Below are 19,377 nucleotides of genomic sequence, written 5' to 3'. Positions count from 1 at the left end.
CCCGATGCTAGACCTCGCTTCGCTCGGTCGACCGTGATTCGAAACCCCTGCGTGCTGCGGTTGAGCACGCTTCGCTGTCGCTCGGCGGCTTCACGGGCACGGTGGGAGCGGAATTTTCGGGTCTGTGCGACTCGATTACTGGCAACAGTTCGTTTCATAGGTCTGGAAGGAAGTCGCTTCGCTGTTCAGCCTGTTCTCGGTCAGAACGTCGGTCGTAGTGGCGATCCAGAATGTCCTCGCTCGCGTTGAGCCGATCCTTCACGATGCGCCGAGGGACGTCTTCTCGACGATAGTACGTCACCCGGCCACTACGAACGTCATGCGGCGAACGGGAGGAAGGACACTTACTCGCTTTGTCGAGGTGGGTCGCTTCGCACTCCTCGATGTCGCGGTCGTGCGGGCACTCTTCCCCGCGCCAACATGGGCGTGTGACTCGATACAGTGTCGTCCGGAACGTGTTACCTGCCGGTCGGCCGTACTCAGTAGTGATCAGTGGTCGACGGTCGTAGTCATCCGTCACCCCATCCCGGTGATACTCGATGTAGTCCTCGAGATAGCGAGCGGTTTTCTCACTGATTCGGTTCCAGCGAGTTCCTTTCTGCTGGTTCTTCAACGGAGTCCCTTGATCCGGACGATGGACGAACTGGAGAGCAGGACCGGAGAACCGAGGATGGGTTCCGTCGAGATCGAGGTCATCGAGGTCGAGGCCGCGAATCGCACCTGTCCGAGCACCAGTTTCCCACAGGAGCAGGAGGATGATGTGGTCACGGGTACCCGGTTGCGCGCCTTCCAGGTAGTCGAGAATTTCGACGGTACGCTCAGGAGAAAGCGTCGAATCCGACACGTCTTCCCCGTTCTTCATCGTCGGCAGCGTGATCTGCTCGTACAGCTCGGGCGGGACGGCGTCGATGTTCGAGGCGAACCGGAGGAACCGGCGGAGTGTCGCCAGTTGGCCTTTCAGCGTGACCAGTTTGATTGGTTCTCGACCGTCGCCCTGTCCCTCCCGTCTCCAGATACGGTACTGGAATAGTTCACGACCGGAGAGTTCGTTCAGGTTCTCGATTCCCTCTTCATCACAGAATTGGACGAAGGCGCGGAGCCGGTGTCGTTCGGCCTTGCGTGTCGATTCTGCGTGTTCGTCGCGCATCGCGTCGATGAACATCTCGACGGCGTCGACCGGCGAGATAGGATCGAGGTCCTTCACGGAGGCACCACCTCCGTCAGTTGGGCGGCTATCATACGAATTGCTAATTTAGCTTGATGCTAATAAATCTTTAGCAAATTAGCTGATTAGCAACTAAGCAAGTGAGGAATTAACTAATTGGCAATGCACCAACGTAGCAAGATGGCACAACCCAGTTTCAGCATGGAGCAGGAACTTCTAGACGAACTCGACAGTACGCTCACGTACGGTGATTCCAGATCGGAGTGGGTTCGTGACGCGATCAAACTGAAACTGGAGGTGCTGGAAGTGCTGGACGAACAAGATGAGGAATTGTCTGAGGAGGAGCGGAGAGAGTTCGTCGTCGAAGTTGTCCGTGAAGCAGTCGAGAGCGAATGACTGAATCGGTTTTGTTTAAGCCAACAATTCAGGCAGAAACAGGTTCGCGTCCCTGGGTTTAGTCGATGTGGTAGGAAAGTCGATTTCTGTAAATTGGAAGGCCGGCTTCTACATTCAATTCATTACCATGAATCACCAGTCAATATCGATTGTAATGTTCCAAGTACTATTTCGGTTAAATAGAGGCTGAATGTACGTCGCGCTTAACCCTCTGAACTCGTACTCACGGTCATCAGCAAGTCCGTGGTTGTGGGTGAGATCACAATACAGTTCATCGTAATTCGCGAGCACATCGATTTGGTGTGCAGCATCTTTTGCTCCTGAACCGCTAAGTTCATTTTTCAGATAGTCTAAGAGATTATCGTCACTCTGCATAGGGTTCTCGACGATTAAACCAGTCACACTCGGGTCGTCATAATTCTCTTCTCCTGTGGTGATTTGCTCGGTGACTGTTAGTGAACTTCCTTCCGGCGCATTAAACCCGGTTCGTGGAAGTGTGAACTCCGTAGCATTGAATAGTTCATTGAACCCGAAGGCCCGTGCGAGACGCTGATAAAGTGCTCCAGTGACCGGTACGCCTTCGGTTATGAATCGAAGTTCAACGTTCGAAAGAACCTGTTTATTACCGGGCATCTGTGGCAATTCGGCTCTGATAATTAGATACTCGCTCTCATAAGCGAGGTTGGCTATATAAAGAAGATGGCCGTTTTTGTACGTCGGAATTTCTTCATCAGCGAATGTAGTACGCGCCTCTCTGATAGCCGTGGCGAGATTTGCAGGACCACGCCCAACAAGCGCACCGCCCAGTTGATGAACTGTGAACCAAGACGTGCTGAGTCTCCCCACATTATGTAATCTCGCCAGTCGGTTGATGAAATCGTCAGCAGACATGTCATCATTCCGTGTTCTGATTTCCATTGAGTCCTCACCAAGACGGAAGAACGGGTGACACGTCACCGAATTGTTAATGTCGTGCGATTCAGACCCTTGAGTTCGAATCAGTCGTGGTCCGAAATCGTTGTAACCCGACTTAGGTAGAGTAACATTGGTTTGTTGTTCCGGGAGATCGCTGACTCCTTTCTCAAGTGCCTCAATATACGCTTCCTCAATCGTTTGGTCAGTCTGTTCGGCGTGCTGCTTGATTTTTCCGTGTATCGACCACGGAATATCGACATTGGGTCGCATACTCTAACATACATTAGGACCTAAATAAATCTTTGGTCTAAGTATACCCAGAGTATACTTGGTCTAGTAATCTACTCTTGAACATGCCCGTCGATACCAGACTAATTTCGATTAATTAGCAGTAATATTCATACCAATAGAGACAGCGAAATGATGTGTGTATCAGTTCACGCCAGACGAGATCGACCGAAAGCGTGCCAACCACCAGGCCGTCAAACAGGGGGCTGACGACATCGACGCCAAACGGATTGGGAACCTCGGTGAAATCGCTTTCGAGCAGTTCTGTCGAGAGTATCTCCCAGCAGAGATGTGGGAGTGGAAGAATGAGGACGCAATTCGGAGATGCAACCCTGAAAGTTTCTCCGGACACGATTTCGAAGTCTTCGGGTACGAAATCGACGTGAAAACCTCGCGTGACGTGTCTGCCTTCCATCCCGAGACACTGGTCGAGAACGATTCAGATGACGATATTTTGGTGATGGTGTGGCACCGAGACAACGAGGACAGTCTAATCATGCTGGGATGGGAGCGGGTTGAGACGCTGAAATCGAAGGTCGAGACTGAGCAACAGTTCTCGGGCAATTCTCCTGAAAAGCTCGAACACTTAGCGACGCGCCCGATGAACGAACTTCGGGATCTCGGACCGAACACGGCGAACATGAATCAGAAACCCGAGAACCCGTTTCAGCCGGGAGATCGTGTCGAGAAACGAGGCGAAGAAGAGGCATCGGTCGGCGTCGTCGTCGAGGTGCTACCACCGGAGACACAGATAGAACTGTACGGACAGGAACTCGACGGTGAAGGAGTCAGAGTGACATTCCCCAGCTCACTCGACGAGGGACCTGGAGACTGGCGAGACATCGACCCGGCGCTGTTCTCCTCGTATTGTGACGACCAGGACGTGAATCTCTACACCTACAAACACGCGAATCTGAAATTTGCAGATAACCCGTTCACAGTCGGTGACTACGTCATCAAGTCGTCTCACGACGATCCGAATCCGGCGGTCGTGGTCGACGTCGACGGCGAGGAAGTGAGTATTGTCTACGAAGGCCCGCGTGGAGACGAGGTATCACCGGCAAATCTAAAGGACCACTGTGAAGAGGAGGAGCTGTCGATCTACAGCTATTCACGCGACGAACTGGAATTTATCGCGAGCGAGTGAGTCAGCCGTCGACGGTTCGGTAATCGTCCTCGACGCGCTGGACCGGCGACTCGATCTTCCGACCACAGGCTACGCACTGGAAGCCTATCCGACTGTTCGGGAGGGTCACGGCGTTGATGCTGGAATCGCATCCAGCAGGGCAACGTATCCAATCATCAAGCGGCATGGAGTCTAAAGTAAACCCGTGTGGGATAAAAATCAGAGCCTCGTCTGCATAGTGAAAGTGAAAGTAAAAACGGCCACCGGTGGGTGGGTCGGTGGGTGGGTAGTTATGAATTAGTGCTATGAATACTGCTATGAAAGTCACCATAAGTGATAAACGTAGGAAAGTTAATGACAGGATATGGCAGACGTAAAGCAGACCAAGATAGGTGATATTTTCCAAGGGTCTGTCTTCAATATCCCCCGATATCAGCGTGGCTATTCATGGAATGAACTGCAGATTAATGACCTACTGCAAGATATAAATTATACGTTCGAACAGCGTCACGAGTCTGGAAACGAAGAATTCTCACATTATTTCGGAACAGTCGTTTTATTAGACAAAGGGGTCCGTCAGACAGAAGCAAGCGACTATGACAAGTATGACGTTATTGACGGTCAACAGCGCTTGACCACAATCTCAATTCTAATGAGTGTCGTTGCTGAGGAGCTACAGAGAATCCCAAGCGAAGAGCTGTGGAAAGAATACTCTGTAGAACCAGCTAAGCTGGCAGAAGATTATCGAGAAGAATTTGTTTCTAAATATGATGAGGACCGAGTCGTACTTGATGATATCAACAACTCTGTTTTCATCAAAATAACAAAGCACGATGACTCGCTCAGAAATATAAATACCACAAACGTCACACAGCGTCGTTTGGTTAAGGCTAAAGAGATAATTCAAGATTGGTTCGAAAATAAGAGAGAAGGAAAGAGGGACGATGACGGGAATTTGGATGAATATTATACCTATCTCAGAAATTTTGGAAAGATAGTAGAGAACGGATTAGAGATAACTACATATAAGATAGATGATGAGACGGAAGCAGGGCGTCTTTTCGAGGTGGTAAATGATCGAGGTAAAGATCTAACCTCTCTGGACAAAATCAAGAGCTATCTGGTCTACTGTGCAGCGAGAATTGATGATAAGAACCTCTCCGTCACAGTCTACCAAAAGATGGGGGATGTAGTTCGCAATATAACAGAGAACGGTGAGGGAGATGAAGCAATAGAAGCATTTGTACGATATCACTGGATGTTATTTACGGGTGAGCTGGTCTTAGCAAGACAATCAGATTCTGAGTATACAGAAGTCCACCGACGAATCAAAAATCTGGATAAACATGCTGCGCTAGCCCAGGATTCGGAAAAGATGAGGACCTGGATTCAATATTATCTTTCCAGTGCAGTGAGTTGTTCTGAGGGATTTGAAAAGATACGCAATCCAAATAAGATTGATTCATCTAATCGATATGCTGATGAAATAATTGATCGTCTTGATGGGTTAAGCAGGCTACCGGTTACTAATAATTTCTTGCCATTATTGATGGCAACATATCACAGATTCGGCATTTCGAAAGAATTCCGAGATATGGTATCACTGTGTGAAAAGTTATCATTTAGAGTTTATAATTTGGCTGGGAGGAGGACTGATGCAGGCAGAGCAGCGCTACAACGACATGGCTACTGGATTGAATGGGCAGGAATGGGAGAAGAGGCAAAAAAGGTCTTCAATAATGAGGAGAAGTCACTGAGATTTAGTCAGAAGAAGAAATCGATTCCAGAATCTGCTCAGAGAATTGAATCTGAGATTGGTGAAAATTCACCGGATACATATTTCGCGGATTGTTTGATGAGGGATGATATTGTAGAAGGATCTGATCGAAATGATGGTTGGCGGGGCGTCAGAAATAATGATGCACTGAGATACCTTTTGTATCGATATGAGAAACATCTACGAGACTCGGGGTCAAATTCTTCAATCTCACAGATACCGCCGTTCTCACAGTGGAAGGAAGAAGGAGTAACAATCGAGCATATTCATCCACAGAACCCCGAAACAAAAGATGGTGAGCTTTCTGAGATGACTAATAAATTGGGGAATCTCGTTCTCCTTGGGCCAGAAGATAATTCGATAGCAAGCAATGCTGGTTATAAAGAAAAACATGAGAAGGTCTATTCAAAGTCCTCAATGTTGTCCTTACAAGAACTCCCATCTCCGGAAGAAGGGTGGAACAAGGAGAAGATCACACAGAGAACGAAAGATATCGCCAACTTTGCACTTTCAGAATGGGGTGGACTGAGTACCGGCCATGTTCACGTCAGAAAAGCGCCTGATGAATTAAATAACATCACTGAATTACGAGAGGTAGCACACGCAGTTCGATCAGACTATCGAAGTAAGACAGGCTTCACTACACCGTCTATACAAATCAAGCGAAGGGGAGTCAATGGCGGCGAATGGGAACGGATCAGAGGCTGTCCTGCGTGTGGTAGTGATCGAATAGATCTTGAGTCAATAGAGGAATGGGATGCAGTCTGTGCAGGATGTTCAGAAGAACTTGAAAAACCAGTTTACAAGTTCAAGGGCAGCGAATATATCGAAAAGAATTGAACAAGAGGGAACTATTTATGTGGAGGGACCGCGGTTGTGGAGGAGATTAAGCAATTCACTCCATTCGACATCTTTCTCGAAAAGTCCTGCTCGAAGGTTCCATGCCCAAGGCGCGGCGTCATCGGGATCGTAACCGACAGCCTTCTCAATCTCTTCGAGACTGCCGCCAAATAATCGGTCAGTCGGTGTATCAGCGTCAGCAGGCCACGTTTCGAAGAACTCGGCACTCTTTTTTGCGGCCTTGTACATCGCCAGCGTCGACAATCGCTTCCGTTCAGGATGGAGGTCCTTCCCGGTGTGAACTACGACGGCCTCCATATCGACGCCGAGCTTCGCGTATCGCTTCGCCAGCGGCGTGTACTGTTCGGCCACTTCTCGCCGGTTAGTCCGGGCGTCGAAGTGCGTCGAGCCTTCGTCGATCAGGATGGCCTTCGGTCGGTCGCGGTGTTCAAGCAGCTGCACCGCGAGGTCGTGCGCCGAGGTGACGACGATATCCGTTGCCTCCCACGTCCGGACGTTCGAGAGAACGAGGAGGTCATCGAGATCGAGCGCCCGCAGCGTGATCAGGAGGATGGCCGTGTTGGTCTTGCCCGTGTTCGGGTTGCCAGCGGCCGTGACGAACGCCGGAGCGCCGTTGTTTTCAATCTCGTTCAGGAGCATCATCGGGAGCCGCAGCGCCGAGGCGTCGAGGTCCTGTTCCGTGACACCGACGATGTGGGACATAACCGAGCCGTTTCCGGTGGCGACGGCTTCGGTCGCTGTGTCGGTTAGGACCTTCTGAGAGATCACCAAGCCGAGGTCGGAGCCTTCGAACGTAGAGCTACCTACCGGTAACCGGTCGGTTTCCTGCATCGCAGTCTCGACGAACGACAGCGCCGCGCGGTCCTGGGCGTCCTCGACGATACCAGTGTGCGGAAGGAGACGGTCGTCACCGTCGAGGTCGCCGCGCACCTGTTCGTAGAGCTTCGCCGCAGTCAGGAGGTGTTCGTCTACGTCACCGTTCATAGGTAACCAGCCCTCCATAGCTGGAGCCACGCAGCGAGAGACGAGACACCGACCAGGGCAGCACCGAGGAGTTCGAGGGATTCAGTCATCCGCTTGAACATCTCCGTCACCGGCACCAGCGAGGTCGGCAAGATCTTCGTCGAGGTCGATGCGAACACCGGGGACGTCGGACGCTGGTGACTCGTCGTCCTCCGAGCGACGAATCTTCCGTTCGAGTCCGAACTGTTCGATGGCGTTGTCGATCTCCTCGGTCAATCCCTCTCCTTCGTCTGGAAGCGTGTTGCGCTCGAAGGTCGAGACGACTCGGAGAACAGCCTTCCGAGTCGCGTTGCGGATGATGGCGAACGCCTGCGTCTCGATGGCGAAGCCACGCTTTGCGTCGTCCTCCAGCTGGCCGCGACACTCCTCGACGGCCTGGAGCGTGCGCAGTAGTTCACGGTCGGTGAGCGTCCCACGCCAGCAGCCTTCGACGGTTTGCTCCGCGAGATCGACGCGCTTTCCGAACGCGAGGTTCGGACTCACCCAGTCGAGTTGGCCGTCCTCGATGGACCACTCTCGGAACCGTTGGCCGGGCATCCGGAAGATACCGCCTTTCGTGCGTCGAGCGTCGATGTCGACGAGCCAGATGTAGTTCGGGTCCCACAGGAGCGACCGGACTTTCTTCGCGGTCGGGCGTCCGATGAGAGCGACTGTAATCAGTCCAGTGACGCCGATGAGACGGAGGTTCCGGGGGAGATCGTAGCCGAGGACAGCGGCCACGACGAACAGCGAGATACCGATACCTGCCCCAACGAGTAGCAGATTCTCGGTGAGCCAGCGGAACGTCCGGTAGGTCCGCGAGTGGTCCGGACCGGGTTCCGGATTGTGTTGCATCTCGTCGCGGTCGAGGTCGGGATTCTCGTCAGTCATGCCACGCGCTCACCTCGTTCGGTCGCGCCGATCTTAGCCGAGACTGCTTCGTAGAGGACAGCTATCACGACGCCGAGAGCGCCGCCGAGACCAGCGTCACGAACGTCTGCGCCGGACCACGGGCCAGTGATCAGGAACGTGTTGGGCTTGCGCAGGTAGTGCCACTGGTTGTTTTCCTCCATCGACTCCGAAGTCCAGAAGGAGACGCCACCAGGGGACGCGATGCGAACCGTGGTGATTTTGTCCTTGTCGAGGACAAACGCGCGAGCCGTGACAGTACCGCTGTCGGAACTATCGGCACGTGGTGCGATGCTAATCGATTTGAATTCCGAGGACCAGAACTTGATGATCATCTGGCCGTCCTCATAGCGGTACGACGTGACCACCACGTCCGAGTCAACGACGAGTTCGGCGTTCGGCGCGCCGGACGGAGCCGAGACTGTCGAGTTTGAGGGAGTTGCGGTCGGCGTCGAGGTCGCTTGCTGTGCGCTGGCGACACCAGCGAAGGCGATGCTACTCAGGACGAGGATGATGACGATGTGTGATTTCATGGCGAGAAGGGAAGGTCAGTTCACCAGAACGTCCACAAATCGACGAGCTGGGATTCTATCCAACTAATCGTAGGGTCGAGGATGGTCGTCGACAGGAGGTCGATGGCTGGTCCCAACACGTCGACGCCCGACAGTTGCAAGGCGACGAAGACGCCGCCGAACAGGTACAGTCGGGGGTCGCGGGGTACGAGTGAGAGGAGCAGCCACCAGACCATCAGCGTCGCCCCCTGTCCTCACGAGATGCGTAGGCTGCTCCTGCAAGTGCTACCACAAGGACGATTAGCAGAGTAGAGTTCGAGCCACCGAGCAGGCCACCACCTCCGGAGGCACGAAGGTTCTGCTCGCGGGCCTCAATCTGTGCCCGGCGAAGGGCGAGATCTTCGTACAGTTGTTTGAGCTCTGTGACGTTCGTCGTCTTGTACGTGGTTTTCTGTATGGTGACGTTCTGGATCCGTTCGCCGTCCGTAGTGGTGATATTCCCGAGGGAGAAGGTTCCGGTTAGCTCACGGGTCCGGTTGGCGGTCACAAGGTACTGCGTCCCCGAGATATTCGCGGCGTCGTAGGTCGTATTCGCCTCGAACTGACCGCTCGAAGGGTTCTCGGGGCTGAAGACGATACCCTCGTAAGTCTCGTTGTCAGTCGTCACCTCGAAGGCCCCAGTCGTGTCGAAGTTACTCGGGCTGTTCTGGCCGAGCAGCGTGAGTTGACTGGCCGCCCATCCCTGGAACTGCTCACCAGGCGAGCGTTCCGCAGATAGAACGTATGGGTCCACGAGGTCGGTGTTGTTGATTTCACCGTTCTGGTAGGCGTCATACGTGTTGTTCGCCAGAGTATCCATCTCAGCCTGCACTTCGGAACTCTGATTGCCAATCTCCTTCCACTCGTACTTATCCTCGGAGTCCCAGATATGGATCGTCTCAGAGGTTGACGTGCCGTTTATCGTAGGGGACCAGTAGCTATCAGTGACGTTCATGTCAGCTTGCGGGATGGGTGCAATAATCGTCGGGCTCACCCCGTCGTCGTAGGCGAGCAGGTCTGCATCCCGAGTAGTACCGTCGACGAGCGTGATGGTCGCAGTGCGAGTGATGACAGTGTTGTTTGTCGAGGTGGAGTCGGTGATACGCTCGTACCGGACGAACGAGTCAGAGACACCGGTTTCGTTGTTGCTGACGTGTTCAAGATACTCCATCTGAGCGGAGGTAGCCTCCAACTCTTTGAGATAGTTCACCTGAACAGTCACGTACCACTGTTCGACGGCCTCCTTTGCGGCGTTCGTAGCGGCAGATTTGGACGACCCGTTGTTGAGCGCCCTGATATAGGCGTTTTTGCCTTTGACACGAGCCACAGTCTTAGCGTCCTCAAGGCGATTCGAGAGAACGGCCTGTGTGTTGTTGATGTCGGCACGCTCATCGAGGCCGGACTGGTAGATGTCAGTTTTGACCTGAGAGGCATCAAGACCGGTAGTATTCACAGTCTGGCCTTCAGGCTGGGCCTGACAATCCAGCATAGTGAATCCGGGGTCAACCGTGGCAGAAATCTTCTCGTGGAGGTTACAGATACGGTTTCGGTCGCCGCCGGTCCCGCCAAAGGTCTTCACGTCATCCGGCATGGTGAGGCGATTCTCGTAGCCGTTGAACGAGGCATTGCCGCTCCCACCGGTAACGGTGACGTTGACGGTGCTATACGCGCCCTGATTCGAGATGGCCAACTCGTTGGCAGAGAACGGCGCGGACACGGTCCGGCGCTCCAGCACGTACGTCGACGGACTACCGGTGTCGCCGGTGGACCACTCCACGGTGACGGTGCCGGTCATGTTGCTCACGTCGACGGCGACGACGCGGGGCTTCTCCGCGCCCTGCTTGCTCCCGTCGAAGGTGTGGGTCTGCGCGTCAGTCTGTGCGGCCGCGGGGCCGACGAGTGATGGCCCGACGCCCACGAGAGCGGCGGACCAGATCAACAGCGCGGACAGTGCGAGGGAACGGAGTCGCGTCATCTTACTTAACAGCGACTCCCCAACTGACGACGGTCAGGAGGAACGCGATCTGCATCCCGAGCGGGTCGCCAATCTGTAGTAGGAGATCGGTGACCTCGACAGTGAAATAGTCGCCGAGAATGACGAGCGGCCCGAGAGCGATTGCGAGCTTCTCCACGTCGTCGTAGTACTGGAACTGTTTTGTCTCTGAGCTAGCGAAGGCGACGACCCACGCACCGAGCGACACCATGATAGCGTGATCGGCGGTGAGCGTGTACGAAAGCCACTCCAGCGTGATGGTCCCGATACCACCGAACTGGTAGAGGGACGCCAGCAGGAACGCGCCCGAGAGGACCATCGGGACGTTGCGAACGTTCAGATAGTCGTTCATCATCCCGCTGGCCTTGCTCTGGTAGCTCACTCAGCGTCACCCCGCTTGAACCGGACTGCCTTCGGGTGGTATTCAATCTCTTCGCCGTCATCGTTCGTGAACGAGTCAGTGTCTTCGGAGGTCTTGACAGCCATGAGCGAGCCGACGACCAGCTCGTTGACCAACTGCTGCCGCTGGGACCAGTTGAGGCTGTAGGGTCGTCCATCAATCTCGACAACACCGTGATCCTGCGCGTCAAGTCGGATATCGGTGATCTGCCCACCGAACTGTTCGCCAGCATCCGGGTTAATCCACTCAGAGTTGTTGTCAACTTCTGCGGGTTCGTCAAGTTCATCGAACGTTACTTCCGCCGTTCCGCTATCGTTGGTTGCCATGCTACATTACTAGATACTAGATATATTGGAAAGCCAGTTCACCAGAGGCAATCCGGTGAACTTTTTTATAGGAGTTTTAGCCGGATATCAGATGGTCAGGTGCGTTACGTGCAGGAATCGAACCAGAGCCATCTGGATCAGGGACACGAACAGCAGTGACAATCTCATCAACGACCTGTGGATGTTCGATGCCGTGTTTAACAAGATATTGAGCCATTGCCTCACCTCCCCACATGGAAACGTCACTACGTTCACAGCGCCAATAGATGCCTTCAGCATCGGAAGAACCAAGCTTTGACTCCGAGAGTAGCCGGTCTACAGGCATAATTGTCTCTACCATATCGATTCCATTACCGGCAGATGCGGGATATTCCTCGTCGCCTATTTCGACAGATTTGACGCGCCACTGTGGACCGTCTTTGAAAGAAACTGGTTCAGACGGATCAACGTCGGCGTCGAGTTCGTCCAGAATATCCTCTGCTTCAGGAGGTAACCCAAGTGAGCCGAGGACTTCACCAGGAGAGGCACCGGGATTCAGTTCGAGATACTGTTCTATCTGATTTCGCCACTTCGTGCGCGTTATACCTTCTCCGACACTGGCAGCGGCTCGTGCGCTGGGCCATTGGTCACGAAGGCGTTCCTGTCGATCTACTCCACCATCTGCGGCTGCACATCGAGCAGAGGTTAGCGTATCGTGATCTTGATCGATACCGTGGGGGCTACCGCACTCGCTACACTCGTACTCTACCCCACGTGTTGTAGAAGGGCGTATTCGCTCGCCGTGATTATGCTCCTGCTGGCTCTGGGCAGACTCGTACCGTTGCTTGCACGCATCGGCTGTTGAGGCCCACTTTGCAGCGTCAGAGCGAGAAATCGTCCGAACATTAGCGGCGTCACAAGCAGCTGCCCAGGCAATGTACTCGGTCGAACGCTCGAAGAGATCAACCGGTCGAATGGCTGCGTAACTGGCTACGTAGCGAGCGAGATCGTCAACTTCGTCGTATTCCCGAACAGAGATGACAGTATCGCAGTTCTCACAACCTGGTTCAGCGGCGTCCCACGGATTGACAGCTGAGTCACTATGTTCGGAACAGGGGGAGTTCCGGTGAGCAGACTCGCCGGCCCAATCACATTGTTCGACCCACTTGTCTACGACGGGGCGGAGGTCACTTGCTCGGATTTCACCGTCGACGACCAGGACGAGATGGTCATGCCCGTAGCAGTGATTCGTCGAACCACCGCGTTCACCAGTATGAGGTTCGCTCCGCCTATCATACTGCCAGTCGAGACCGAGCCGGCGCATGGTATTCCTGAGCGTATCGTAGCAGCCATCCGACCAAGCCTCTCGACGCTCAGAGACGTGATCGACCGGACCAACACGGTCACCATCAGGAACCGATGACGCAGAGAGAGTAATAAGAGCGATATGCGGATCAGTGTAGAGCGGTTCGGAAACTCCACCAGACGGACGTTCACCACCACATATCTCACGGAGCCACGCTTTCATTTGAGCATAGTAGCTCTTTTGATAGGAGGGGAACCAGCGGGTGGCAACATCGACAGAGAACTCAGTGTACTCCGGATCAGAAGGAACTCCGAGTTCGAGATTTAGTGTGGTTCGACGAGTGTCCTCGTAGCTTTCAAGGGTCGTTTCGAGAGCTTCAGCCCAGGTTACGGGTTTACGCTCTACAAGTTCATCGCCTGAGACAGAAGAATCCGTTTCATGAGCTTCCTCACTGGTGTAGCTCTCGTATCTCTCGTGAACGTACTCACGCCGAAGTGTTTGGCCATGGCACTGGGAAATCGGCATCGAGGCACGCTCGGGGTACTCGGCGTAGAACTCTGAAACGCATTCGTCGACCGATGGTAACTCCGATTCACAATCTGCGGAGTTAGCGGTCTGAGACGACGTTACAGAGTTGTTCGAGTTGGTGGGCCAAGAGCCGCCATCCTCCTGTTCACCTTTACTCATCGGAGCCAGTAGAAGAAGAAGCAGTCAACCGCGACCGCACACCGCACCCACGTTCCGGGCCTTCGGCCGGGCTTTCGCGTTGGGATGGGTCCTCCCTACGGTCGTCCCGTGCGCTCACTCGGTCAGTCGGCCCCCCATGTGAGGGGGGCGACTCCCTCCCTCCTTCGCTTGTGGCGGATTTCAGGACTGTTTCAGGAAGATCGTCGTAACAGTCGACACAGATATTCAGCTGGGCAGGGTCGGTACTGGAACGATTGATGCAGATCGAGCCGCAGTTCTCACAGTCATAATGACGGTACTGGGACCACCGGGTCATCGGTAGTCACCCCGCTCTTCGTTGAGTGGCGGATAGTTCGAAGGATCACCACCAGTCCGACAGACTGGGCAGAGGTCAGTCCGGTCGGGATTGCGCTCGACAATCTTGACACTGCACTCATCACAGAGGTAGGCGGTTCCGTTCACTGGGTCCTCGACGCGCTCGATAGCTCGACGAACATCCTCATCGGTCGCCTCCAGGAGTCGAGACGCACGGATGAATTCATCGCGAGGATACGGCCAGTTCTCAGGGGAAGGAGTGTCCGTCACGAGAGGACACCCCCGTTCAGGTGATAGTTGGAGTGTTCTTCAGGAAGGCGAGCTTCGAGATTGCCCGGCTGGTTGTTCCACCGATCTTCGTCGACGTGGTGAACGTGGAGGTCCGACCAGAGGTCGTCAATCTCTCCGTGGGCGTAGGCGGTGAGCCGATGGAGGTACAGGTAGCGGTCGTGTCCAGCGTTGGGGTCCCAAACGCGAACCCGAGGATAGTGGTCGAGGTCGAATTCGACGCGCGGCCGGAAGATCACGCCGAACACCCCCTCAGTTCAGATAGAACAACGGAAACCGACAGCCGACGGCGGTGGCCGTTCAGGTGATGAACGAACTCCGAAATCCCAGTCTGAGATTCAAACTCAGAACGGAACGGAGACGCAGTAACTCGACGGGTATCGTAACTTCCGCGTAGAAGTACTAAACCGCCGGTTTTTGTACGGGCACGGTGGGATTCGAACCCACGACCGTCGGATTAGAAGTCCGACGCTCTATCCGGACTGAGCTACGTGCCCTCACCCACAGGTAGTAGGGCACTCTCAAAAGCCGTGTGGATTAGCCGTCGAACTCCACGTCCTCGTCGGTCGCCTCGGCCGTCGTGATGGCGATGGCGTCCGTCGTCTCGACGGCGGCGAGGCCGTCGACGGCACAGACGGCGTCGACCCGGTCGTGGGGGACCGACACCGCGAGGTCGTCGAACTGGAGGTAGCGTTCGACCGTGCCGCCGGCGTCCTCGACGGCGGCAGCGACGGCCTCGGGGTCGGCGTCGGCGGCCGTTTCCAGTGCCAGTGCGACCGACTCGCCCTCGATGGGGTCCGCACGGATGCTCTCGACGGCGCGGGAGACGTACATCACTCGGAGGATGGGCCGCCGGGGCCTTGGTTGTGCCGTTCGGCCGTCTCCAGACGGGACTCCGCGACAGCGAACGCGAGGGTACTCGCGAGCCCCAGCAGCGTGCCGCCGGTGAGGACGACGGCGAGGTACTCGAGGTCCTGCGTCCCGAGGAAGAAAGCGCTCAGGCCGTGGAGGACGGCGCCGATGGCCAGCACGTAGAAGGGGGCGTTGAGGTAGCGCCACTCGAAGGAGTCGTGGAGGTACTCGTCGGTCACCCGGCCCAGACTGGAGGTGATGCCGGCGGCGGCGAACCACTGGACGGCGCCGTTGACCAGCGCGGCCAGCACCTCGACGGGCGAGAGGGGCGACGGCCGGGCCTCGAGCGTGTTGACCCCGCTGACGCCGCCGATGGCCAGCAGCGCGGCGGCGACGACGTAGGTGATGATGGTGATTCGGCCGGCGTAGAACCCGGCGGTGGCGCGGTCGACGGCCTCGTCCAGCAGTCGCTCGGCGCCCAGACCGCGGGCGAGGACGTACAGCCCCAGCAGCCCGGAGATGATGCCCAGCGCGGACCCGGGCAGGCCCAGCGAGTCGACGGCGATGGTCAGCGGGTAGATGAGCAACAGGATGCCCAGCGGCACCAGAATCGTCCCCCGGGTCTCCGGGTCGTCGAGCACCTGCTTGATGGTGTAGTACATCGACTCGAGGTCCTGTGCCTGCCGGACGACGACGCGACGGACCCCGTCGATGCGGATGCGCGAGCGGATGACGGGGACGACGGACTCGTCCTGTGCGCCGTCGGTGACGACGAGCGCGCGGACGTCCTCGCTGGCCGCCAGCGACGCGAGGACGGTGTCGACCTCCTCGCCGACGGCGCGGTTGGCGGCCACGTCGCCGGCGTCGACGCCGGTCACCGCGGCTACCTCGACGGGTTCGTCGTCGATGTCGTCGGCGATGTGGACCCCCTCGAAGAGGACGTTCACGTCCGAGTCTTCGGGGTCGGCCTGCGCGAGGGCGACGGCGGCGTCGACGACGGCGTCCCGCCCGATGACCGGCGTCTCGACGTCCGTCTTGCGGCCGAGGTCGTCGTCCAGGTCCACGCACAGCACCAGCAGCATCGTGCGAGGGTACGCCAGCCGCGTTTATCTGTCTTCGGGCCTGTGGTTAGATGGCCTCGGCGGCCGCCTCGCGGGTGCGGCGTTCGACGACGAGGAGGGCCGCCAGTCCGAGGATGATGAGGGTGTACGACGCCGCCGCGAACAGGGCCGCCTGCTCGTTGGCGTACTCGCCGGTGCGGAAGATGATGGCCTTCCGGACCATCGCGATGACGCCGGTGTAGATGACCAGTCGGACGATGCGCCGCGTCTCGCTCTCGCGCGTGTACGCGACGACGGTCTGGTACACCTCGACGATGATGAACAGGAGCAGCGCGGTGTCGATGAAGCCGACGACGACCAGCGGGTCGGTGATGTCGCCGGCGAACGCGCTCCCGAGGATCTGGAGGCCGAGGTCGAACACGCCGATGGCGAACAGCACCACGAGCACGAGTGCCGCGACGACCTCGACGTAGCGCATCAGGTCTTCGCTGCGGGCCAACACCTGTTCGTCGAGCGTGTCCGCGGGGGTGAGTGAACCACCGACGGGGTCGTCGCCGTCCTCGGGCATAGGTAAACCTGTGCACCGAGTCACATCAAACTCGTCCCTATCTGATGTGACCCGGGTCGGCCGGCCGTGGCTCGGGGGCCTCCTCCGGGCGGCCGAGTCGGGCCACGAGCAGGCCGACCGGGAGCAGGAGGAGGCTCCCGACGACGAAGGGCGACCAGAAGCCGACGGCGGCGTAGAGCCCGCCCATCACCGGCGGCCCGACGGTGCGGGCGAGGCTGCCGGCCCCCTGCGTGACGCCGAAGGCGCTCCCCTGGACGTCGGCGCTGGCCCGCTGGGAGACCAGCGCCGTCAGCGTCACCGAGAGGATGCCGTTCCCGACGGGCAGCAGCGTCAGGACGGCCAGCAGGCCGAGCAGTTCGTCGGTGAGGAACGGCGCCAGCGCGGTGAGGTCCGGGAGGACGACGGCGAGCGACCGGGAGAAGGGGAGCGCCCCGACGCTGACGACCAGCAGCGCCGTCCCGACCAGCGAGAGGGTGACCGGACGGTATCGCGCGGTGAGGCGGCCGACGAGGACGCCCTGCGTCACGACGGCGAGCAGCCCGATGTAGGTCAGCAGGACGGCGCTCTGGGCCGCCGTGTAGCCGTAGACGTCCGCGACGTAGGGGATGAACATTATCTGCACCCCGGAGAACGCGAAGGAGACGAGGAAGAACGCGACGAGCAGGTCCCGCAGGCCCGGCGTGGCGACGGCGGCGCGCAGTTGCGCGAGCGCGGAGACTCGGTCGGTCGCCTCGCCGTCGGCGTCCGGCGTCCGGGACTCCGGGAGGAAGAGGAGCGCCACGACGACGCCACAGAGACTGGCGAACGCGGCGGCGAAACTCGGCAGTGAGAAGCGGGTTATCGGGACGGCCGCCGGGAGCAGTGCGTCGACGGCGGCGACGGTGGCGTCGAAGCTCAGGACGGCGCCGATACCCGGCCCGAAGATGAACCCCAGACCGAACGCCGCGCCGATGAACCCGAGCGCGGCGGCCCGTCGCTCGGGCGGGGTCACGTCGGCGACGTAGGCCTGTGCCGTCGAGAGGTTCCCGCCCATCGCGCCGGCGAGCATCCGCGAGGCGAAGAGGAGCCACAGCGCGTCGGCGAGTCCGAACACCGTCCACGCAAGCACGGAGCCACACAGCGAGAGCACGAGGACGGGCCGCCGGCCGACGCGGTCCGAGAGCGACCCGAGCAGCGGCGCGAACCCGAACTGCATCGCCGAGTACGACGCGGCCAGCAGCCCGATGACGAACTCCGTCCCGCCCGGAAACGACCGCGTGTAGAACGGGAGGATGGGGATGACGATGCCAAAGCCCAGCAGGTCGAGGAAGACGACGGCGAAGACGATAGCGAGGCCACGACGGCGGCCAGCGTCCGACATTGCAGGGAGTGGGGCGGGCGACGGGATAAACGCGTGGGCAGCGTCGCCGGGGTCCAGTCCATGCCGACCCACACCACGGCGCGGACGATGCGCACGCTTTTTCCCGCTGGACGCGGTCCTAGCCGTACACGATGATCTCCGAGGGCTGCGAACAGTGCGCCAAAGGCGGCAAGATGGTGCTGTTCGTCTACGGCTACTGCGACCAGCGAGACTGCTTCTACTGTCCCCTCGGGGAGAACCGCAAGAACGTCACCCAGATGTACGCCAACGAGCGGCCCGTCGAGGACGACAGCGACGTCATCGAGGAGGCAAAGCGCATGAGCGCGCTGGGCACCTCCATCACGGGCGGCGAACCGCAGGAAGCGCTGGACCGGACCTGTCACTATCTGGAACTGCTGAAAGACGAGTTCGGCGAGGACCACCACACGCACCTCTACACCGGTATCACGGGCGGCCGCGAGAACATGCGCCGCCTCTCGGAGGCGGGCCTGGACGAGATCCGCTTCCACCCCCCGCTGGAACTGTGGGGCGACCTCCACGGCACCGAGTGGGAGGAGATACTCTACATCGCCCGCGAGGAGGGGCTCACCCCCGCCTTCGAGATTCCGGGCATCCGCGCCGAGGAGGAGTTCCTCGAGTTCCTAGACGAGGGCGCGGCCGACTTCTGTAACATCAACGAGTTCGAGATGTCCGACGGCAACTACCGCCGGATGCAGGAGGCGGGCTTCGAGCTCAAAGAGGACCACATGAGCGCCGTCGAGGGGAGCCACGACATCCTCGAGACGATGGGCGACCACGAGAAGGTGTACTTCTGTACGAGCGTCTTCAAGGACGCCGCCCAGCACCGCTCCCGACTCAAGCGGATGGCCCGCAACATCCGCCGGGAGTTCGACGACGTCACCGAGGACGGCACCCTCGTCTACGGGAAGGCGTGGGTGAGCGAGGCCCGGCTCGAAGAGCTGGGCGTGCCCGGCGAGTTCTACACGGTCAAGTCCGACCACGTCGAACTGGCGTGGTGGCTCTTAGAGGAGATGGTCGAGGAGGGCGACGTCCCGAAGGGCGAGATCGTCGAGCAGTACCCGACCTACGACGGGACGGTCGTCGAGCGGACGCCGCTGTCGGGCGGGACGGGCGGCGACCGCGCTACCGCCGACGACTGAGCACGCACTGGCGACGCCTCGGACACCCGGCCAGCATGGGGTCTGGAGTGGGCAAGCGACCGAGTAGTGTAAGGCGAGTATAGCAATCTGCC

19 protein-coding genes and 1 tRNA gene are annotated in these 19,377 nt (G+C 57.7%); 4 read left to right on the top strand and 16 right to left on the bottom strand.

Annotated features, from left to right (window positions below; genetic code table 11):
- Nucleotides 1–154: 154 nt before the first annotated feature.
- A complete protein-coding gene (locus ACV7GQ_RS16875; protein WP_470313178.1) occupies nucleotides 155–1,162 on the bottom strand; it encodes a tyrosine-type recombinase/integrase in 1,008 nt (335 codons plus the stop codon).
- A 204-nt stretch (nucleotides 1,163–1,366) separates the two neighbouring features.
- Between ACV7GQ_RS16875 and ACV7GQ_RS16870 the strand changes: the two genes are divergently transcribed.
- On the top strand, nucleotides 1,367–1,561 hold the full coding sequence (locus tag ACV7GQ_RS16870; protein WP_470311366.1) for a hypothetical protein: 195 nt from the start codon (nucleotides 1,367–1,369) through the stop codon (nucleotides 1,559–1,561).
- A gap of 132 nt (nucleotides 1,562–1,693) precedes the next feature.
- Here the strand turns inward: ACV7GQ_RS16870 and ACV7GQ_RS16865 are convergent, their stop codons facing one another.
- The gene (locus tag ACV7GQ_RS16865; protein WP_470311365.1) at nucleotides 1,694–2,746 is read right to left on the bottom strand and encodes a hypothetical protein; all 1,053 of its coding nucleotides are present in this window, start codon (nucleotides 2,744–2,746) and stop codon (nucleotides 1,694–1,696) included.
- Between the two features lie 157 nt (nucleotides 2,747–2,903).
- On the opposite strand from ACV7GQ_RS16865, the gene ACV7GQ_RS16860 reads away from it, so the two are divergent.
- Both ACV7GQ_RS16860 and ACV7GQ_RS16855 read left to right on the top strand, forming a co-directional pair.
- The gene (locus tag ACV7GQ_RS16860; protein ID WP_470311364.1) at nucleotides 2,904–3,911 is read left to right on the top strand and encodes a DUF7961 domain-containing protein; all 1,008 of its coding nucleotides are present in this window, start codon (nucleotides 2,904–2,906) and stop codon (nucleotides 3,909–3,911) included.
- A 343-nt stretch (nucleotides 3,912–4,254) separates the two neighbouring features.
- Nucleotides 4,255–6,507, top strand: a complete 2,253-nt coding sequence (locus ACV7GQ_RS16855; protein ID WP_470311363.1) for a DUF262 domain-containing protein — start codon at nucleotides 4,255–4,257, stop codon at nucleotides 6,505–6,507.
- A 15-nt stretch (nucleotides 6,508–6,522) separates the two neighbouring features.
- Here the strand turns inward: ACV7GQ_RS16855 and ACV7GQ_RS16850 are convergent, their stop codons facing one another.
- The 14 genes from ACV7GQ_RS16850 to ACV7GQ_RS16785 form a co-directional block, all read right to left on the bottom strand.
- Nucleotides 6,523–7,512, bottom strand: coding sequence for a hypothetical protein (locus tag ACV7GQ_RS16850; protein ID WP_470311362.1), 990 nt, complete (start codon nucleotides 7,510–7,512; stop codon nucleotides 6,523–6,525).
- An 81-nt stretch (nucleotides 7,513–7,593) separates the two neighbouring features.
- Nucleotides 7,594–8,421 carry a DUF8125 domain-containing protein gene (locus ACV7GQ_RS16845; protein WP_470311361.1) on the bottom strand — a complete coding sequence of 276 codons (828 nt, stop codon included), beginning with the start codon at nucleotides 8,419–8,421 and terminating at the stop codon, nucleotides 7,594–7,596.
- Nucleotides 8,418–8,972 carry a DUF8063 family protein gene (locus tag ACV7GQ_RS16840; RefSeq protein ID WP_470311360.1) on the bottom strand — a complete coding sequence of 185 codons (555 nt, stop codon included), beginning with the start codon at nucleotides 8,970–8,972 and terminating at the stop codon, nucleotides 8,418–8,420. The genes ACV7GQ_RS16845 and ACV7GQ_RS16840 overlap by 4 nt, the downstream gene beginning before the upstream one ends.
- Before the next feature lie 20 nt (nucleotides 8,973–8,992).
- The gene (locus tag ACV7GQ_RS16835) at nucleotides 8,993–9,187 is read right to left on the bottom strand and encodes a hypothetical protein (RefSeq protein WP_470311359.1); all 195 of its coding nucleotides are present in this window, start codon (nucleotides 9,185–9,187) and stop codon (nucleotides 8,993–8,995) included.
- Complete coding sequence (locus ACV7GQ_RS16830) at nucleotides 9,187–10,965, bottom strand: Env/VP5 family phage fusion protein (RefSeq protein ID WP_470311358.1); 1,779 nt, start codon at nucleotides 10,963–10,965, stop codon at nucleotides 9,187–9,189. Before ACV7GQ_RS16830 ends, ACV7GQ_RS16835 begins: the two co-directional genes overlap by 1 nt.
- 1 nt (nucleotide 10,966) lies before the next feature.
- Entirely contained in the window at nucleotides 10,967–11,365 is a 399-nt protein-coding gene (locus ACV7GQ_RS16825) for a DUF8023 family protein (protein WP_470311357.1), read from the bottom strand.
- A complete protein-coding gene (locus ACV7GQ_RS16820; RefSeq protein WP_470311356.1) occupies nucleotides 11,362–11,709 on the bottom strand; it encodes a hypothetical protein in 348 nt (115 codons plus the stop codon). The genes ACV7GQ_RS16825 and ACV7GQ_RS16820 overlap by 4 nt, the downstream gene beginning before the upstream one ends.
- A gap of 76 nt (nucleotides 11,710–11,785) precedes the next feature.
- Nucleotides 11,786–13,681, bottom strand: a complete 1,896-nt coding sequence (locus ACV7GQ_RS16815) for a hypothetical protein (RefSeq protein ID WP_470311355.1) — start codon at nucleotides 13,679–13,681, stop codon at nucleotides 11,786–11,788.
- A gap of 581 nt (nucleotides 13,682–14,262) precedes the next feature.
- Entirely contained in the window at nucleotides 14,263–14,523 is a 261-nt protein-coding gene (locus ACV7GQ_RS16810) for an HNH endonuclease (RefSeq protein WP_470313177.1), read from the bottom strand.
- Between the two features lie 183 nt (nucleotides 14,524–14,706).
- Nucleotides 14,707–14,781, bottom strand: a tRNA-Arg gene (locus tag ACV7GQ_RS16805).
- Nucleotides 14,782–14,821: 40 nt separating this feature from the next.
- Nucleotides 14,822–15,118, bottom strand: coding sequence for a hypothetical protein (locus tag ACV7GQ_RS16800; protein WP_470311354.1), 297 nt, complete (start codon nucleotides 15,116–15,118; stop codon nucleotides 14,822–14,824).
- Nucleotides 15,118–16,218 (bottom strand): DUF373 family protein, encoded by a 1,101-nt coding sequence (locus tag ACV7GQ_RS16795; RefSeq protein ID WP_470311353.1) that lies wholly within the window; start codon nucleotides 16,216–16,218, stop codon nucleotides 15,118–15,120. The genes ACV7GQ_RS16800 and ACV7GQ_RS16795 overlap by 1 nt, the downstream gene beginning before the upstream one ends.
- A 46-nt stretch (nucleotides 16,219–16,264) precedes the next feature.
- Nucleotides 16,265–16,765, bottom strand: a complete 501-nt coding sequence (locus ACV7GQ_RS16790) for a phosphate-starvation-inducible PsiE family protein (RefSeq protein WP_470311352.1) — start codon at nucleotides 16,763–16,765, stop codon at nucleotides 16,265–16,267.
- Nucleotides 16,766–16,802: 37 nt separating this feature from the next.
- Nucleotides 16,803–18,125, bottom strand: a complete 1,323-nt coding sequence (locus tag ACV7GQ_RS16785; protein WP_470311351.1) for an MFS transporter — start codon at nucleotides 18,123–18,125, stop codon at nucleotides 16,803–16,805.
- Between the two features lie 131 nt (nucleotides 18,126–18,256).
- Between ACV7GQ_RS16785 and ACV7GQ_RS16780 the strand changes: the two genes are divergently transcribed.
- Nucleotides 18,257–19,285 (top strand): radical SAM protein, encoded by a 1,029-nt coding sequence (locus tag ACV7GQ_RS16780; RefSeq protein WP_470311350.1) that lies wholly within the window; start codon nucleotides 18,257–18,259, stop codon nucleotides 19,283–19,285.
- The last annotated feature ends 92 nt before the right edge of the window (nucleotides 19,286–19,377 follow it).

The organism is Haloarcula sp. MBLA0163, assembly GCF_055632435.1.
Note: the sequence above shows the minus strand (reverse complement) of the source record. Positions and strands in the feature narration are given on the sequence as shown.

Excerpts from the sequence above, each read along its gene's own strand:
- ACV7GQ_RS16845 (WP_470311361.1), bottom strand. The coding sequence starts at position 8,421 with ATGACTGACGAGAATCCCGACCTCGACCGCGACGAGATGCAACACAAT.
- ACV7GQ_RS16870 (WP_470311366.1), top strand. The coding sequence starts at position 1,367 with ATGGAGCAGGAACTTCTAGACGAACTCGACAGTACGCTCACGTACGGT.
- ACV7GQ_RS16795 (WP_470311353.1), bottom strand. The coding sequence starts at position 16,218 with ATGCTGCTGGTGCTGTGCGTGGACCTGGACGACGACCTCGGCCGCAAG.
- ACV7GQ_RS16815 (WP_470311355.1), bottom strand. The coding sequence starts at position 13,681 with ATGAGTAAAGGTGAACAGGAGGATGGCGGCTCTTGGCCCACCAACTCG.
- ACV7GQ_RS16790 (WP_470311352.1), bottom strand. The coding sequence starts at position 16,765 with ATGCCCGAGGACGGCGACGACCCCGTCGGTGGTTCACTCACCCCCGCG.
- ACV7GQ_RS16850 (WP_470311362.1), bottom strand. The coding sequence starts at position 7,512 with ATGAACGGTGACGTAGACGAACACCTCCTGACTGCGGCGAAGCTCTAC.
- ACV7GQ_RS16840 (WP_470311360.1), bottom strand. The coding sequence starts at position 8,972 with ATGAAATCACACATCGTCATCATCCTCGTCCTGAGTAGCATCGCCTTC.
- ACV7GQ_RS16830 (WP_470311358.1), bottom strand. The coding sequence starts at position 10,965 with ATGACGCGACTCCGTTCCCTCGCACTGTCCGCGCTGTTGATCTGGTCC.
- ACV7GQ_RS16785 (WP_470311351.1), bottom strand. The coding sequence starts at position 18,125 with ATGTCGGACGCTGGCCGCCGTCGTGGCCTCGCTATCGTCTTCGCCGTC.
- ACV7GQ_RS16820 (WP_470311356.1), bottom strand. The coding sequence starts at position 11,709 with ATGGCAACCAACGATAGCGGAACGGCGGAAGTAACGTTCGATGAACTT.
- ACV7GQ_RS16875 (WP_470313178.1), bottom strand. The coding sequence starts at position 1,162 with ATGTTCATCGACGCGATGCGCGACGAACACGCAGAATCGACACGCAAG.
- ACV7GQ_RS16865 (WP_470311365.1), bottom strand. The coding sequence starts at position 2,746 with ATGCGACCCAATGTCGATATTCCGTGGTCGATACACGGAAAAATCAAG.
- ACV7GQ_RS16855 (WP_470311363.1), top strand. The coding sequence starts at position 4,255 with ATGGCAGACGTAAAGCAGACCAAGATAGGTGATATTTTCCAAGGGTCT.
- ACV7GQ_RS16800 (WP_470311354.1), bottom strand. The coding sequence starts at position 15,118 with ATGTACGTCTCCCGCGCCGTCGAGAGCATCCGTGCGGACCCCATCGAG.
- ACV7GQ_RS16780 (WP_470311350.1), top strand. The coding sequence starts at position 18,257 with ATGATCTCCGAGGGCTGCGAACAGTGCGCCAAAGGCGGCAAGATGGTG.
- ACV7GQ_RS16835 (WP_470311359.1), bottom strand. The coding sequence starts at position 9,187 with ATGGTCTGGTGGCTGCTCCTCTCACTCGTACCCCGCGACCCCCGACTG.